Raw genomic sequence first — 15,603 nt, 5'->3', positions numbered from 1 at the left:
CGCGGGCGGGGTTGGATTCCGGGTTCCCGGGCTTGCAGCCCGCGCCCCGGAACGACGGAGAGAATTAGCCCTGCAGCCCCTGGACGATCGGCATGCGGGCGGCCCGGATCGCCGGCAGGAGGCCGCCGATCAGGCCGACGATCAGGGCCAGCGCGACGCCCTGGCCGATCAGGGCCGGGGTGAGCCGGAAGCTGAACACGATCTGGGTGAAGCTCGCGCCCAGCGTCGCCGCCGAGAAGCCGTCGAAGATCAGCCAGGTCGCGACCGCACCGATGACGCCGCCGACGCCGGCGAGCAGCAGCGACTCGACCAGCGTGCCGACGAAGGCCGGAAAGCCGCCGAAGCCGATGGCGCGCAGCGTGGCGATCTCGACCGAGCGGGAGGCCACCGACGAGTACATGGTGTTGAGCGCGCCGGCGAGCGCCCCGAACGCCATCGCGATGGCGAGCGGCCAGCCGAGCTTCTGGATCAGGTCGGAGGTCTGCGACGACTGCTCGGAGAAGTATTCCTGCTCCGACTTGACGTCGAGCTTCAGCCGCGGATCGCCATCGTTGTAGGCCTTCAGCTGCGCCAGCGCCTCCGGCCCGGTGAGCCGGGCGCGCAGAATCTGGAACGTGTTGGGGCGGTTGAACAGGCTCTGCACGACCGGAAGATCGGCCCAGATCTCCGACTCGAACACGCTGCCGTCCGCCTCGAAGACGCCGACCACGGTCCACCGGCCGGTGCCGAACTTCACCGTCTGGCCGAGCTCGAAGCCCTGGAACTCGCGCAGCAGGCTCTTGCCGACCACCACCTCGTTGCTGCCCGGCGCGAACATGCGGCCCTCGACCAGCCGGATGCCCTTGCGGATCGCGGCGCCGGCCTCGCCGATGCCGCGCAGCGGCAGGTTCGCCTTGGTGCCGGTGGTGCGCTTGATGCCGTCGACCACCAGGTAGAGCTCGGCCGAGGCGAGCGGCCTGCCCTGGGCGTCGCGGGCGACGCCCGGCGCGTCCTCCAGCAGGCGCACCTGGTCGCGCGCGATGACGCTGTTGAGCTCGGCCCGGGCGCCGGCGCGCAGCGCGATGGCGACGTCGTCGGCCCCCGAGCTCGCCAGCGTCCGGCGGAAGCCGGCCGACATGGCGAGGAACGACAGCAGCACCATCACGACCAGCGCGACGGCGACCACGGTCGACAGCGACAGCCAGAAGCGCTGCGGGATGCTCTTCAGGTTGATGAGCGTGACGGCGGTGATCTGCTTGAGCATGTCAGCCGCGCCCCATCGCCTCGGCGATCCGCAGCCGGAAGGCGTTCAGGGCCGGAACGAGGCCGGTCGCCAGCCCGAGCAGGATCATGAAGCCGAACGCCGTCAGCACGATGCCGGGGCTCATCTGCAGGCCCGGCACGAACATGGCGAGCGTGTTGCGCATCGCGAAGGTGAACAGCGTCGCCAGGGCGAGGCCCAGCGTGCCGCCGATCACGGCGAGCAGCAGCGTCTCGCCGAGCACCATCCGCAGCACCCGCCCTCCCGAGAAGCCGAGCGTCTTGAGCACGGCGATCTCGCGGGTGCGCTCGCGCACCGCCATCACCATGGTGTTGCCGACGATCATCAGGATGGTGACGAAGGCGGCGCCGACCACCAGGGTGACGATCAGCGCCACGTTGCCGAGCTGCGCCACGAACGCCTTGTTGAAGGCCTTCTCGGTGTCGGTCGCGGTCTCCCAGGACGAGTTGGCGAACATCGCGTCGATGGTCTTGATGACGCGGTCGTTGACGGCCGGCGATTCGGTCTTCAGCAGCAGCCAGCCGATCGTGTCCTTGCCGAACGAGCGGGTCTCGTCGAAATACGGGTACTGGATGAACATCAGGTTGGTGTCGCCCTGCGGCTTCGCCTTGTCGAAGATGCCGACCACGGTGACGTCCCAGGTGTGCGAGCCGTTCTTCTGCGAGAAGATGCTCGACGAGATCGGGACGCGGTCGCCGAGCTTCCAGCCCCACCGCTCGGCCAGCGCCCGGCCGACCAGCGCACCGGTGCGGTTGCGCACGAAGGCCTGCGACATCTCGGGCGTGAAGGCGAAGTCGGTCGAGCTGATCTTCAGATAGGTCTCGGGCTCGACCGCCATCACGATCACGAAGTTCTTCGGATCCTGATAGTAGCCGCCGAACCAGTTGGCGAAGGTGACCTGCCTGACGCCCTCCACGGCGGCGATGCGGTTGAAGTAGGCGATCGGCAGCGGCTGGGTGAAGTTGATCTTGTTGACGACCACAAGACGATCGGCCTCGGAGACGTCCTCGCCGGCGTTGAAGGCCCGCTCGAACGCCGCCAGCACGCCGAAGATCGCGAAGGCGATCAGGATCGAGACGATCATCAGGATCGCCCGCAGCTTCTTGCGGAACAGGTTCTTGCGGATCAGCAGGAAATCGTTCACGCCGCCAGCTCCTTCTCCTCGAAATGTCCTTTGTCGAGGTGGAGGGTGCGCCTGGCGAAGCGCGCGGCGGCCGGATCGTGCGTCACCATCACGATGGTCTTGCCGAGGTCGCGGTTGAGGACCTTCAGCATGCCGAGGATCTCGTCGGCCGAGGTGCGGTCGAGGTCGCCGGTCGGCTCGTCGCAGAGCAGCAGCTTTGGATCCGAGACGATGGCGCGGGCGATGGCGACGCGCTGCTGCTGGCCGCCCGACATCTCGCGCGGATAGTGCTTGGCCCGGTCGGCCAGGTTGACGATCGCCAGCGCCGTCTCGACGTGCCTGCGGCGCTCGGCCTTGCCGAGCCGGGTCAGCAGCAGCGGCAGCTCGACGTTCTGGGCGGCGCTGAGCATTGGCATCAGATTGTAGAACTGGAACACGAAGCCGATGTTGGCGGCGCGCCACTGCGACAGCTGGCCTTCCGACAGCGTGTCGATGCGCGAGCCGGCGACGTGCACCTCGCCGGCGTCGGGCCGGTCGATGCCGCCGAGCAGGTTCAGGAGCGTCGACTTGCCGGACCCCGACGGCCCCATCACGGCGACGAAGTCGCCCTCCGGAATCGCGAGGTCGAGCCGCTCGAAGATGGCGATGGCGTCCCTGCCCTTGACGAAGCCTTTGCTGACGCCGGCGAGACGGACGAGGGGCATGTCGGACATCGACGAATTCGCTCCGCTGTGCTTCGGACGGTTCTTATCGGGCCGCGGCCGAGGCGCGCTCGGGCGTGGCGGCGGCCGCCGTCTCGGCCTCGACGAACGTCACCTTGACGGCCATGTCGGGCAGGACGCGCGGATCCTTGCCGGCGAGCCCGATGCGCACCTTGACGGTCGCCTTCTCGCGGTTGGCGGTCGGCACGATGGCGATCACATAGGCCGGAATCGTCCAGTCCGGATAGGCGTCGAGCACGGCCCGCACGGCGCCACCCTTCTGGACGCGGCCGATGAAGGCCTCGTTGACGTCGACCTCCACCTCGATCGAATCCATGTCGACGATGGTGCAGATGCCGGTGCGGGTGAAGCTGCCGCCCGCCGACATCGGCGAGATCATCTCGCCCGGCTGGGCGCTGCGGTCGACGACGACGCCGCCGAATGGCGCCTTGACGCTGTGCTTGTCGAGCACCTCGCCGTAGCGCCGCGCCTCCAGCCGCGCCGCGTCGAGCTGCGCCTTGGACTGGGTGAGTTGGGCGCGCAGCACGTTGACGCGCGCCTCGGTGCGGGTGAGGTCGGCCTCGGTGGCGAAGTCGCGCTTCGACAGGCTCTGGACGCGGCCGAAGATGCGCTCGGCGTCGCGCAGGTCGGCGCTGACCGCGCCGACCGCGGCCTCGGCGGCCTCGACCCTGGAGCGGGCGAGCGCGAGGTCGGTTTCGGCGAGCGTCGAGTCGATCTTGGCGACCGGCTGGCCGGCCTCGACCACCATGCCCTCCTCGACCAGAACCTCGGTCACCTTGCCGGTGATCTCGGCCGCGACCGTCGCCTTGCGGCGCGCCACCACGTAACCGGAGGCGGCGAGGCCGGAGGCCGGGCGGGCGGCCGGGGCCGGCGCCGCAGACTGGCCGACCGTCGCCGGGGCAGGGGGGCTCGGCACCGTCGCGTCGGCCACGGCCTCCGGCGGGCGCGGCGTGCCGGTGTCGCGCGGCAGGACGGCGTACACGGCGGCCGCGGCCGCGAGTCCGACCACGACGCCGCCGACCAGCACGGGCCACACGCGCCGGCGCGGCACGGCCGGAGCCGCGCTCCGGTCGATCGCCAGCGAATGCAGCAGCTTCGTGCGGTCGTCCATCCTCCGGTCGTCCATCGTTCGCTCCGCGACCCGCGGCATGCGCGCCGCGGATGACGTCGCGTCTCGCGCCACCCTGCAAGTCTCGCGTTTCGTCGTCTGGCGTCTCGTCGTCGGGATACGGCCGGAACGCGGCGCCGGACCTGTCCGATCGGGACGATTGGCCCTGATGGCCCTGAGATACGGCCGCAACCGCAGTAGCGCAACATCGTGACCGGCGGATGGTCGACTTTTCGGCGACATCCTGAACGGCGCTGCCCGGCCGGTTCGGGGCCGGCGGCCGCCGCCGAACGCTCGCGTCGCGGCGGCGTTGACGCGGAGCGGCAGCCCTGTTCGGGCCGCGGGAGGATCGATGAGCTACGAGCTGTATTACTGGCCGACGATCCAGGGGCGCGGCGAGTTCGTCCGCCTGGCGCTCGAGGAGGCGGGCGTGCCCTATGTCGACGTCGCCCGCGCTCCGGAGCCGGACGGCGGAGTGCCGGCCATGATGGCGCTCCTCGACGGCGACAGCGTGCCGCACCCGCCCTTCGCCCCGCCCTTCCTGAAGAGCGGCCGGCTGCTGATCGGCCAGACGGCGGCGATCCTGGTCTTCCTGGGGGAGCGCCACGGCCTGTCGCCGAAGACCGAGTCGGGCCGCCTGTGGGTGCATCAGATCCAGCTCACCATCGCGGATCTGGTGACCGAGGCGCACGACACCCATCACCCGATCGCGTCGAGCCTCTATTACGAGGACCAGAGGGAGGCGGCGGCGCGCCGCGCCGAGAGCTTCCGCGCCGAACGGATGCAGAAGTATCTGGGCTGGTTCGAGACGATCCTGGAGCGCGGCGGCGGGCCGTGGCTCGCCGGCCGCAGCCTCACCTATGCGGACCTGTCGCTGTTCCAGGTGCTGGAAGGCCTGCGCTTCGCCTTCCCGAAGGCGACGAAGCGGCTGGAGCGCAAGGTGCCGCGCGTCGTCGCCCTGCGGGACCGCGTCGCCGACCGCCCCGCGATCGCGGCCTATCTCGCCTCGGAGCGTCGGATCCCGTTCAACCAGATGGGCATCTTCCGGCGCTACCCGGAGCTCGACCCTTAGGGCGCAACGGGTGAAACGAATTGCGCCGCCATCTCACGGTCGGAGCGGCGCAATTCGCGGCGTTCACCGGCGTCCTACGGCCCAGCGCGCCACCGCGCCCGGGACCGGCTCGAGCGCCGGCTCGAGGCTCGGCACCAGGCGGCGCTTCTCGCGCCGCGCCGGGGCGGCCCGGTAGACCTGCTTGGTCGCCTCGACGATGTGGACGCCGGCGAACGGCGCCGAGAGCGTCGCGCCGGTGCGCTCCCAGGCGACCGCCGAGCGCATGAACCAGCGCCGGCCGATCGGCGGCATGTACAGCGCCTCGCCCCAGGAGGTCGGGGTGAACGAGGATTCACGCAACAAATGGACGATCTGGGAGCGCGAGTAGGGCCGGCCGTAGCCGAACGGCGTCGTGTCCATGCGGGCCCACAGGCCGCGCCGGTTGGGGATCACGACCAGGATGCGGCCGCTCGGCGCCAGCACGCGCCACACCTCGCGCAGCAGCGACAGCCCGTCCTCGGCCATCTCCAGGGCGTGGACGAGCAGCACGCGGTCGACGGCGGCGTCGGTGAGCGGCAGGTCGTACTCGTCCACCAGCGCGGCGAGCGTGGGCCGGGCGGTCGGCCAGCGGATCACGCCCTGCTGGGCCGGCATGAAGGCGAGGCAGCGTTCCGCGTGCTCGCGGAACAGGCCGAGATACGGGGTCGGATAGCCGATGCCGAGCACCCGCTGCCCGTGGGTGTCGGCCCAGCGGACCCGGATGCCCCGGCTGATGAAGCGTCGCGCCACCGTCCCGAGGTGCTGGCCGTAGAAATTGCGCAGATCGACGACGTCGAGCGACATGGACTTGGCGACTTGGACTTCGTGCATCGGGCGACCCGGCCGAGGCGTGCGGACCGGCAGGCCGGCGGGTCGGCCGTCGGGGCGACGGCGCGCGCCCCGTCCGCGGACGCCGTCCGGCGTCCGGCCGGTCGCCGGCCGCCGAGGCGACGCGGCGATCAAACGTCAGAGCGGGCCCGAACGCAAATCGAGATCACCCGGACGGTGACGATTTGCGTTCGGGCCCGCCCGGTCGCGTTCGGGCCCGCCCGGTCGTTCTTTGCCGGGCCGGCCGGTGTCGTCCCCGGGCGGCCGGTGTCGGGTGGGCGGGGGCGGGTTCGCCGCCCCCGCGCAGAGGTCGGGCGTCGCGCCTCAGCGCTCGACGCACATGGCGATGCCCATGCCGCCGCCGATGCACAGCGTGGCGAGGCCCTTCTTGGCGTCGCGCTTGGCCATCTCGTGCAGCAGCGTCACCAGGACGCGCGTGCCCGAGGCGCCGATCGGATGGCCGAGCGCGATGGCGCCGCCGTTGACGTTGACCTTGGAGGTGTCCCAGCCGAGGTCCTTGTTGACCGCCAGCGCCTGCGCCGCGAACGCCTCGTTGGCCTCGACGAGGTCGAGGTCCTCGTGCCGCCAGCCGGCCTTCTCCAGCGCCTTGCGGGTGGCCGGGATCGGGCCCGTGCCCATCACGGCCGGGTCGACGCCGGCATGCGCCCAGGAGACGATGCGGGCGAGGATCGGGTGGCCGCCCTTCTCGGCGTCGCTGCGGCGCATCAGCACCACCATGGCGGCGCCGTCGTTGATGCCCGAGGCGTTGGCCGCGGTGACGCTGCCCTCCTTGTCGAAGGCCGGCCGCACCTTGGCCATCTGCTCGATGGTGGCACCGTGGCGCGGGAACTCGTCGGTGTCGACGACGGTGTCGCCCTTCCGGGACTTGATCGTGACCGGCACGATCTCGTCCTTGAAGCGGCCGGCCTTCTGGGCCGCCTCGGCCTTGTTCTGCGAGCCGACCGCGAACTCGTCCTGCTCCTGCTTGGTGATCTGCCACCGCTTGGCGACGTTCTCGGCCGTGACGCCCATGTGGTAGCCGTGGAAGGCGTCGGTGAGCCCGTCGCGCAGCATGGTGTCGACGAGCTCGAGGCTGCCCATCTTCACGCCGTTGCGCAGATAGGCGAAATGCGGGGCCTGCGTCATCGACTCCTGGCCGCCCGCCACGACGATCCCGGCGCTGCCGTCGAGCAGCTGCTGGGCGCCGAGCGCGACCGAGCGAAGGCCCGAGCCGCACAGCTGGTTGATGCCCCAGGCCGGCGCCTCGACCGGAATGCCGGCGTTGATCGAGGCCTGGCGGGCCGGGTTCTGGCCCTGCCCGGCGACCAGGATCTGGCCGATGATGACCTCGGACACGTCCTTCGGATCGACCTTGGCGCGCTCCAGCGCCGCCTGGATGGCGATCTTGCCCAGATCGTGCGCCGAGAGCGTGCTGAACGCACCGTTGAAGTTGCCGACCGCCGTGCGCGCCGCGCCGACGATGACGATGTCCTCTGCCATGTTCGAAAGCTCCCTGGTTTCCGTTTGGACGGCCGCGGGGACGACCTCGCCCTGCGCGCCGCGTGGTGTCGCGGGCCCCGTTCTCTCGTGACCTCGATTATCGGTTATCTGCGACGGTCTCCGGACCACTCCGGCGACCGGTCGGCGACGAGCTTGGCACAGCGGCTCTCACCTCGACAATCGTTCAAGACGACCGACCGCCTCGGGTCGATCCGGACGCAGGAGCCCGCGGCACCGGCCCGGCATGGTTCCGCGGCGTGATCCCGCGGCGCCCGTTGCCGGCAGCCGGCCTCGGCCGCCGACCCGACCAGACGGCGCACGCCGTGCAGACGGGCGAAGCCGGCCTCCGCCGATTTTGCGGGTGCTCACACAAAACGGTAGCCGACGCCGAAGATTTCGCCTATTTTTTGGACCCCGAGTTCATTTTGGGGCAAGCGCAAACAGCGTCCGCGCACGAACACGTTCGCACCGAGATCCTCATCGGACATCCCAGTTGCAGAGCGAAAGCGTCATGGCAAAGCCCGAAGCCCCGGTTATCATCAAAAAATACGCCAATCGGCGCCTCTACAACACCGGTACGAGCACGTACGTCACGCTCGAGGACCTCGCCGGCATGCTCAAGTCCGGCGAAGACTTCGTCGTCTACGACGCCAAGACGGGCGAGGACATCACGCGCTCGGTGCTCACCCAGATCATCTTCGAGCAGGAAGGCAAGCAGGGCCAGAACCTCCTGCCGATCACGTTCCTGCGTCAGCTCATCCGGTTCTACGGCGACAGCATGCAGATGCTGGTGCCGCGTTATCTGGAGAGCTCGCTCGACCTGTTCTCGCGCGAGCAGTCGAAGTTCCGCGAGCAGATGACCCAGGCGTGGGGCGTCGGCGGCTTCGGCACCATGGAGGATCAGGTGCGACGGAACATGGAGATGTTCCAGCGCGCCTTCACCATGTTCACGCCGTTCGCCCGTCGCGACGAGAACGGCGAGGGCGAGAAGCCCGCCGAGAAGACCGAGGCGCAGCCGGGCGAGATCGACGCGCTGCGGCGTCAGCTCGAAGACATGCAGAAGCGCCTCGAGCGGCTCAGCGAGGCCGACAAGGACAAGGCCGCCGGCGGCAGCGGGAGCTGATCCCGACCGTGGTCCGTGAGCGGCGCTGTCACGCCGCTCCGCGCCACCGAACGCGTCTGCGGAACTCCCGATCAGAGACGTGGTGACTGAACCGTCGCCGCGTCACCCCGCCGCCGCGCCGCACGGCGCCGTCTGCGGCCACGGCGGCTCGGGGCGGGCGAGGCCGATCAGGCGGCCCTGCAGGTAGTCGCAGCCCCAGGCGGCGAGCAGCGCCGCGCCCTCCTCGTCCTGCACCCATTCGGCGACCGTCTCCAGACGCAGGCGGTGCGCCAGATCCAGGAAGGTCTGCACGAAGGCGCGGTCGTCCTCCGAGCGGGTGATGTTCTGCACGAAGGCGCCGTCGATCTTGACGATGTCGACGCCGAGCTTGCGCAGGTTGCGGAACGACGTGTAGCCGGCGCCGAAGTCGTCGATGGCGACGCGGCAGCCGAGATCCTTGGCGCGGGCCACGAAGCCGCGCGTCTCGTCGATGTCCTGGATCGCCGCCGTCTCGGTGATTTCGACGACGAGGCGCCGGGCGAGCTCCGGCCGGCCGCGCAGGCCGGCGGCGAGCGCCTCCCACCAGTCCGGATCGCTGGTCGAGGCGGGCGAAACGTTGACGCTGGCGACGAGCTGCGGGGTTCGCCGCAGCGCGTCGAGCACCAGCTCGAGCATGCGATGGTCGAGGAGCCGGATCAGGCCGAGCCGCTCGGCGATCGGCACCACCTCGCCGGCCGCGACAGTGCCGCCGTCGGCCCGGTGGATGCGCATCAGGCACTCGTGAAAGGCGGGCGCGCGCGTGCCGGTTCGCACCACCGGCTCGAAGGCGATGCGGATGCGGCGGTCGTTGAGCGCCGTGATGATCTCGTCCGAGGTGCGCACGCTGGCGCGGCGCAGCGCGTCGCGCTCGACGTTCGGCTGGTAGCCGTGGAACGAGCCGCTGCGCTTCGACTGGGCGATGTCCAGCGCCTCCTTGGAGCGCGCCAGAACGTCGTGCACCGAGCGGGCGTGACGCGGCACCGTGACGCCGCCGACCGACGCCGTCACGGCGACCGGGCCGGCGTTGGTCTCCACCACGCCGTCGCGCACGCCGGCGAGCAGCCGCTCGGCCGCCACCTTGATGTCGTCGGGCGTGCACTGCTTGAGGATGATGCCGAACTTGTTGCCGGAGAAGCGGCCCAGGTGGTCGCCGGCCCGCAGGCGGGCGCGGATGCGCCGCGCCACCGCCGCGATCACGTCGTCGGCGACCTCGTAGCCGTAGGCCTCGTTGATGCGGCCGACATTGTCGATGGCGAGCAGCAGGAAGCCGCAGGAGCTGCGGTACCGCACCGTCTCCTCGACGGTCGTGGCGAGCACCTCGGTCATGTGCCAGCGGTTCATCTCGCCGGTGAGGTCGTCGAAGCGGGACAGATAGGCGAGCCGCTCCTCGCGGGCGCGCCGCTCGGTGATGACGCGGACGATGCCGTGCACCCGCGACGGCTCGCCGCGGCTGCCGGCGAACCAGCGGCCGACGTCCTCGATCCACAGGGGCTCGTCGGGCCGGCCGGGCGTCGCGAGCGCGTACTGCACCGAGAACGGCACGCCGGCGCCGCCGTCGCTGGCGCCCGACCGCATCACCGCGTCGAACCGCGTCTCGGCGTTGTCGGGAGCGAGCAGGCCGGCGAAGCCGCGACCGGTGGCGATCGCCGCGAGGTTGGTCACGCCCAGCACGTCCGCGGCGTTGGCGCCCCAGCTCAGCCGGTCGGAGCCGATGTCCCACACATAGGGGACGTCGCCGATCGACATCAGGATGTCGCAGGCGTTGAGGGCGCGCGGACAGATTTCGGACGCCGCCGGACCGGCGGCCGCACCCCGGGATCCCGACGGCGGGCAGGCGTTCGTCTCGATTCGGGTCACGTCGGGATCGATTCTCGGTGATGGACGGACGATCGGCGTGGGGCGACAGCCTATCGGGAAATGGTTAAACAAGTGCTAACATGCGCGGCGAGCGGCGGATCGGGCGTCCTGGCCGGACCGCCGCCGGGACGAGGACACGGGGCGGCGGCACGCGCGTTGCCGTGGCGAAGGGAGTGACAGACCCCTGTCTCGTTTCGGAACAGGACCACGACGATGAGGCCGATCGACAGCGTCTCCCGTTTCCAGTCCGCGCTGCGGGACGCCCGCGACCGCGGCGACGTCGAGGCCGACCGTCCGGCGACGGCGCCCGATCTGCCGGGGCGCGCCCTCGTCCCGGTGACCCGCACCGAGCCGCCGCGGCCGGCCGGCCGCGGCATCGCCGGCTTCGTCGCCCAGCTCATCGCCACCAATCGCGGCCTGCCGCAGACCCGCGAGCTCCGCCGCGCCGCGCCCGACGAGGCGCAGGCCGCCTACGGCGCCACCCAGCGGACCGCCGGCGCCACCCCGCCGCAGCGTCGCCTGGTCGTCTCCGCCTGATCGTCGTCCCACCTCTCCGCGCGGCGGCCGTGCGTCCGGATGCGGCCTCCCGAACGGCCCGCCCGGCGGGGAGCCGGGCGGGCCTCGGGGATCGGGCCGGCGTCAGGGGGCCATGGGGAAGCGGCCGGACCGATCCCACTAGGCGGCGCGGCGGATCACCAGCCGCAATACTTCTTGGAGCCGATGTACTGGCCGAAGGCGTTGTGGACGGGCACCCAGCGGCAGCCCGGGCCGGGGCCGTAGCCGTAGTAGCCGTAGGGATGGCCGTAGGCGGACGAGGCGGCGGCGAGGCCGATGGCGGTGCCGGCGACGAGGCCGAACCCGACCGCCGGGCCGAACTTCGGCTTGGCGGCGGCTTCGCCGGTGCCGGCGGCGATGCCGCCCGCGACGGTGACGGCGGCGAGCGCGACGGCGGCGAGCTTGGTCTTGATCGACATGGTGTCTCTCCTTCGGAGGTGGCGCGGCGGCCGCCGCGATTGTCCATGTGTCGCGACCCCGAAAAGCCGGGTTCAGGTCGCGGGAGGGCTTGTGTGACGCGTCTCACACAGCCTCTGGTCAGGTCGGCCGAACCATGTAAGCTCGCAGCCTGGACGTGCGGCCCACACGACAAGACCACCAGCACGATGCCGCGCGACACCGGGGAGGCGGGATCTCGAGGTCCCGCATCGGCAACCAAGGAAACGGGGCACGCAGCATGTCGGCCAGCACCGCGGCCAGCGACACGACCAGGACCGCACCGAAGACCTCCGCACCGAAGGGCAAGGTCATCATCTCCTGCGCCATCACGGGCGCCATCCACACGCCGTCGATGTCGCCCCACCTGCCGGTGACGCCGGAGGAGATCGCGCAGTCGGCGATCGGCGCGGCGCAGGCAGGCGCCGCCATCGTCCATCTCCACGCGCGCAATCCCGAGACCGGCCGGCCGGATCAGTCGCCGGAGGCGTTCGCCCGGTTCCTCCCCGCCATCAAGGCGGGCTGCGGCGCGATCGTGAACATCACCACGGGCGGCTCGCCCACCATGCTGGTGGCCGAGCGGGTGCGGCCGGCGGCCGTGCACAAGCCGGAGCTCGCCAGCCTCAACATGGGCTCGATCAACTTCGCGCTGTTCCCCATGCTGAACCGCTTCAAGACCTTCAGGCACGACTGGGAGGCGGCCTATCTGGAGGGCACGCGCGACCTGATCTTCCGCAACACCTTCAAGGACATCGAGTTCGTGCTGGCGACCTGCCGCGACGCCGGCACACGGTTCGAGTTCGAGTGCTACGACATCGGCCATCTCTACAATCTGGCCCACTGCCTCGACCGCGGCCTTGTCGAGCCGCCGCTGTTCGTGCAGTCGGTGTTCGGCATCCTGGGCGGCATCGGCACCCATCCCGAGGACGTCATGATGATGCGGCGGACCGCCGACCGGCTGCTCGGCCCCGACACCTACCGGTGGTCCGTTCTGGGGGCCGGCCGCGCCCAGATGCCGATCGCCGCGACGGCCGCGGCGATCGGCGGAAATGTCCGGGTCGGGCTCGAGGACTCGCTGTGGATCGGTCCCGGGCAGCTCGCCGAGAGCAACGCCCAGCAGGTGACCAAGGTGCGCCAGATCATCGAGGGCCTCGGCCTCGCGGTCGCGACGCCGGACGAGGCGCGGCAGATTCTCGCGCTCAAGGGGGCCGACAAGGTCGGGTTCTGACAGCCCCTGGTCGGTCCGCGGGCGGTGCGCCGAAAGGCGCTCGAATCCGGACTCCAGCGATGGGTTCGGAGCGCGCGGTTGGAGTCCGGGTTAGGCGCGGAGCCTGTGCTCGGGCGGTGGTGCGAAGCGCCGACCCGAGTGCGCCGCCCCCGAATGACCGGGCGGGACGACCGGAGCGCGGCCATCTCCCGCTGGCCCCCCGGCGGGATCCCCCGTATCGTGCGCAGGTCTCCCACCACCCAGGACGTGCCCGCACGCAAGATGGATTCGCTCGACACGGTCAGTCTCTCCATCCTGCTCGGCGCGCTCCTGGTTCTCGCCGGCATCCTGTCGAGCCTCGTCGCCCTCCGTTTCGGCGCGCCGCTGCTGCTCGTGTTCCTCGTGGTCGGCATGCTGGCCGGCGAGGCCGGCCCGGGCGGCATGCGCTTCGACGACGTGCAGCTCGCCTACACGGTCGGCTCGGTGGCGCTCGCCCTGATCCTGTTCGACGGCGGCCTGCGTACCCGCTTCTCCACCTTCCGCAGCGTGCTGGCGCCGTCGATCACGCTCGCCTCGATCGGCGTGTTCCTCACCGCCGCGCTGACCGCGCCCGTGGTGGTCTGGGTGCTCGGGCTGAACTGGCTGGAGGCGCTGCTGGTCGGCGCGGTGGTCGCCTCGACGGACGCGGCCGCCGTGTTCTTCCTGCTGCACGGACGCGGGCTTCGCCTGCGCCCGCGCGTCGCCGCCACCATCGAGATCGAGTCGGGCACCAACGATCCGCTGGCGATCTTCCTCACCGTGCTGCTGGTCGAGCTCCTGGTGATGGGCGACCGGCCGTGGCCTGCCGTGGTCGGGAGCCTGCTGGCCCAGGGGATCGGCGGCACCGCGATCGGCCTGATCGGCGGACGCGCCACCGTGCTGGCGCTCAACCGCCTCGCCCTGCCGCAGGGCCTGCACGCGCCCTTCGTGGCGACGGCGGCCCTCACGGTGTTCGGCGTCGCCCAGTCCGTGCACGCCTCCGGCTTCCTCGCCGTCTATCTGGCCGGCCTGATCGTCGGCAACCGGCCGACCCGCGCCCACAACACCGTCATCGCCTTCCTGGACGCGGCGACGTGGCTCGCCCAGATCGCCATGTTCGTCCTGCTCGGCCTGCTCGCCTGGCCGGAACGGCTGATGTCCCACGGCCTGCAGGCCCTGGCGATCGCCGCCACGCTGATGTTCGTGGCGCGGCCCGTCGCCGTGTTCCTGTGCCTCGCGCCGTTCCGCTTCTCGTGGCGCGAGCGCGCCTTCATCTCCTGGGTCGGGCTGCGCGGCGCGGTCGGCATCTTCCTCGCGTCGATCCCGCTGCTGGTCGGGCTGCCGCGGGCCGAGCTCTACTTCAACATCGGCTTCGTGGTGGTGCTGGTCTCGCTGCTGGTGCAGGGCTGGACGCTCGCCCCCGCCGCGAAGCTGCTGCGCATCGCGCTGCCGCGCGCCGAGCCGGCGCCGCGCCGGGTCGAGCTCGATCTCCCGGGCCAGCTCGAGCAGGAGCTGGTCGGCTATCACGTCGGTGCCAGCAATCCCTATCTGCGGCGCCGGATCGTGCCGTCCTGGGCCAAGCCCGTGCTGGTGGTGCGCGAGCAGCGCGTCCTGTCGGCCGCAGAGGCCGGCGCCATCCGGCCCGGCGACCATGTCTATCTCCTGGCGCCGCCCGAAAAGGCGCAGGCGCTCGACCGCTTCTTCGTCGACATGCCGCCGCCGCCGGCGCCGGATCCGCGCCTGCTCGGCGATTTCTTCGTCGGCGCCGACGTGCCGCTCGGGGCACTGGCCGAGATCTACGGCCTGGAGATCGCGCCGGACGATCGCGACATCACGCTCGCCGATCATTTCGCCAGCCGGCTCGGCCATCCGCCGCATCCGGGCGACGTCGTGCCGCTCGGCGCCATCGCGCTGGTCGTCAGCGCCGAGACGGGCGGGCGCGTCACCCGGGTGGGTCTGCGCCTCGCCGATCCCGACCCGGAGCCGCGCGACCGCAACCGGAAGCTCGTTCGACTGGTGGCCCGCGTCCGCGGGTTGGTCCGGGCGTTTCTGGAGGCCTGACGCAGGCTGCGCGCGGCGCGTCATGCCGTCGCGGGACCGGGCGGCATGTTGCGGAACGGCGGTTTCGCCGCGACGTTGGTGCCCCGGAGCCGGGGTGCCCCGGAGCCGGGGTGCCCCGGAGCCCGGTCGTCGCCCCGCGCGAGCCGCCGCCGCTTCTCCCGGCCACGGCCGTGGCGGCCGCGCCGCCCGTGTGGGACAGTCACGGCCGCTCGGTCGCAGTCGGTTCAGTCGCAAGTCACGGAGACCCCCGATGGAGTTGCCCTTCGAAACCCTGGTGCTGGTGGCCCTGGTCGGCGCCGCGACCGGATGGTGCGCCCGGTTCGTCTCGCAGGAGGAGGGCTTCGGCCTGATCGGCGACATCGTCGCCGGGCTGGTCGGCGCCTTCGCAGGGGCCTTCGCCGCGCCGAAGCTGGGCGTCGGCCCCGACGCCTCGACCTTCGCGGTCGTCGCCACGGCGCTGGTCGGCGCCGCGATCGTGGTCGCCGGCGCCCGCTATCTCGCCGACACCTGGGCGTCGCAGATGAGCCCGCGGGCCGTCCCCGACGGCCGGCCGCTCCCGGCCGACGGGGACGAGGCCGGTGCCCCGCGCGCGCCTCGGCCGCGTCCGGCGCGTCCGGTGCGGGTCAGCGAGGCGGAACGCTCCCGCCTGTGGATGCGCGAGTCCTGATCGACCGGATGAAGTGGGCCCCGCCGCGCG

14 protein-coding genes are annotated in these 15,603 nt (G+C 71.3%); 6 read left to right on the top strand and 8 right to left on the bottom strand.

Translation table 11 applies throughout. From position 1 onward, the window contains the following. Window positions 1-64 precede the first annotated feature (64 nt). Genes J2S22_RS09970 through J2S22_RS09955 form a run of 4 tightly spaced genes read right to left on the bottom strand, consistent with a single transcriptional unit; the run spans window position 65 to window position 4,217 of the window. The gene (locus J2S22_RS09970; RefSeq protein ID WP_272777129.1) at window positions 65-1,243 is read right to left on the bottom strand and encodes an ABC transporter permease; all 1,179 of its coding nucleotides are present in this window, start codon (window positions 1,241-1,243) and stop codon (window positions 65-67) included. Between the two features lies 1 nt (window position 1,244). Further along, window positions 1,245-2,405, bottom strand: a complete 1,161-nt coding sequence (locus tag J2S22_RS09965) for an ABC transporter permease (protein ID WP_272777128.1) — start codon at window positions 2,403-2,405, stop codon at window positions 1,245-1,247. Then, window positions 2,402-3,097, bottom strand: a complete 696-nt coding sequence (locus J2S22_RS09960) for an ABC transporter ATP-binding protein (RefSeq protein WP_272777127.1) — start codon at window positions 3,095-3,097, stop codon at window positions 2,402-2,404. Before J2S22_RS09960 ends, J2S22_RS09965 begins: the two co-directional genes overlap by 4 nt. 34 nt (window positions 3,098-3,131) lie before the next feature. Continuing rightward, window positions 3,132-4,217: an efflux RND transporter periplasmic adaptor subunit gene (locus tag J2S22_RS09955; RefSeq protein ID WP_272777126.1), complete on the bottom strand. Its 1,086-nt coding sequence runs from the start codon at window positions 4,215-4,217 to the stop codon at window positions 3,132-3,134. Window positions 4,218-4,566: 349 nt separating this feature from the next. Here J2S22_RS09955 and J2S22_RS09950 point away from each other — a divergent pair, with 349 nt between their 5' ends. Further along, window positions 4,567-5,286 carry a glutathione S-transferase gene (locus J2S22_RS09950; protein ID WP_272777125.1) on the top strand — a complete coding sequence of 240 codons (720 nt, stop codon included), beginning with the start codon at window positions 4,567-4,569 and terminating at the stop codon, window positions 5,284-5,286. A 63-nt stretch (window positions 5,287-5,349) separates the two neighbouring features. Here J2S22_RS09950 and J2S22_RS09945 read toward each other — a convergent pair whose 3' ends face one another. Then, the gene (locus J2S22_RS09945; protein ID WP_272777124.1) at window positions 5,350-6,135 is read right to left on the bottom strand and encodes a class I SAM-dependent methyltransferase; all 786 of its coding nucleotides are present in this window, start codon (window positions 6,133-6,135) and stop codon (window positions 5,350-5,352) included. Between the two features lie 321 nt (window positions 6,136-6,456). After that, window positions 6,457-7,632 carry an acetyl-CoA C-acetyltransferase gene (locus J2S22_RS09940; protein ID WP_272777123.1) on the bottom strand — a complete coding sequence of 392 codons (1,176 nt, stop codon included), beginning with the start codon at window positions 7,630-7,632 and terminating at the stop codon, window positions 6,457-6,459. A gap of 511 nt (window positions 7,633-8,143) precedes the next feature. On the opposite strand from J2S22_RS09940, the gene phaR reads away from it, so the two are divergent. After that, window positions 8,144-8,755, top strand: coding sequence for a polyhydroxyalkanoate synthesis repressor PhaR (gene phaR / locus J2S22_RS09935; RefSeq protein ID WP_272777122.1), 612 nt, complete (start codon window positions 8,144-8,146; stop codon window positions 8,753-8,755). A 102-nt stretch (window positions 8,756-8,857) separates the two neighbouring features. On the opposite strand, the gene J2S22_RS09930 is transcribed toward phaR, so the two are convergent. Continuing rightward, window positions 8,858-10,519: a bifunctional diguanylate cyclase/phosphodiesterase gene (locus J2S22_RS09930; protein ID WP_284700999.1), complete on the bottom strand. Its 1,662-nt coding sequence runs from the start codon at window positions 10,517-10,519 to the stop codon at window positions 8,858-8,860. A gap of 324 nt (window positions 10,520-10,843) precedes the next feature. Between J2S22_RS09930 and J2S22_RS09925 the strand changes: the two genes are divergently transcribed. Continuing rightward, complete coding sequence (locus tag J2S22_RS09925; protein ID WP_272777120.1) at window positions 10,844-11,167, top strand: hypothetical protein; 324 nt, start codon at window positions 10,844-10,846, stop codon at window positions 11,165-11,167. Window positions 11,168-11,322: 155 nt separating this feature from the next. Here J2S22_RS09925 and J2S22_RS09920 read toward each other — a convergent pair whose 3' ends face one another. Further along, complete coding sequence (locus tag J2S22_RS09920) at window positions 11,323-11,604, bottom strand: hypothetical protein (protein WP_272777119.1); 282 nt, start codon at window positions 11,602-11,604, stop codon at window positions 11,323-11,325. A gap of 257 nt (window positions 11,605-11,861) precedes the next feature. On the opposite strand from J2S22_RS09920, the gene kce reads away from it, so the two are divergent. The 3 genes from kce to J2S22_RS09905 all read left to right on the top strand — a co-directional run bounded on the left by kce (window position 11,862) and on the right by J2S22_RS09905 (window position 15,573). Next, on the top strand, window positions 11,862-12,848 hold the full coding sequence (kce, locus tag J2S22_RS09915; protein WP_272777118.1) for a 3,5-dioxohexanoate:acetyl-CoA acetone transferase: 987 nt from the start codon (window positions 11,862-11,864) through the stop codon (window positions 12,846-12,848). A gap of 261 nt (window positions 12,849-13,109) precedes the next feature. Further along, entirely contained in the window at window positions 13,110-14,906 is a 1,797-nt protein-coding gene (locus J2S22_RS09910; protein ID WP_272777152.1) for a potassium/proton antiporter, read from the top strand. A gap of 250 nt (window positions 14,907-15,156) precedes the next feature. Then, on the top strand, window positions 15,157-15,573 hold the full coding sequence (locus J2S22_RS09905; protein WP_272777117.1) for a GlsB/YeaQ/YmgE family stress response membrane protein: 417 nt from the start codon (window positions 15,157-15,159) through the stop codon (window positions 15,571-15,573). The last annotated feature ends 30 nt before the right edge of the window (window positions 15,574-15,603 follow it).

Source organism: Rhodoplanes tepidamans (assembly GCF_030813915.1).
Classification (GTDB): domain Bacteria; phylum Pseudomonadota; class Alphaproteobacteria; order Rhizobiales; family Xanthobacteraceae; genus Rhodoplanes; species Rhodoplanes tepidamans.
This window is presented reverse-complemented; position numbering and strand designations above follow the sequence as displayed.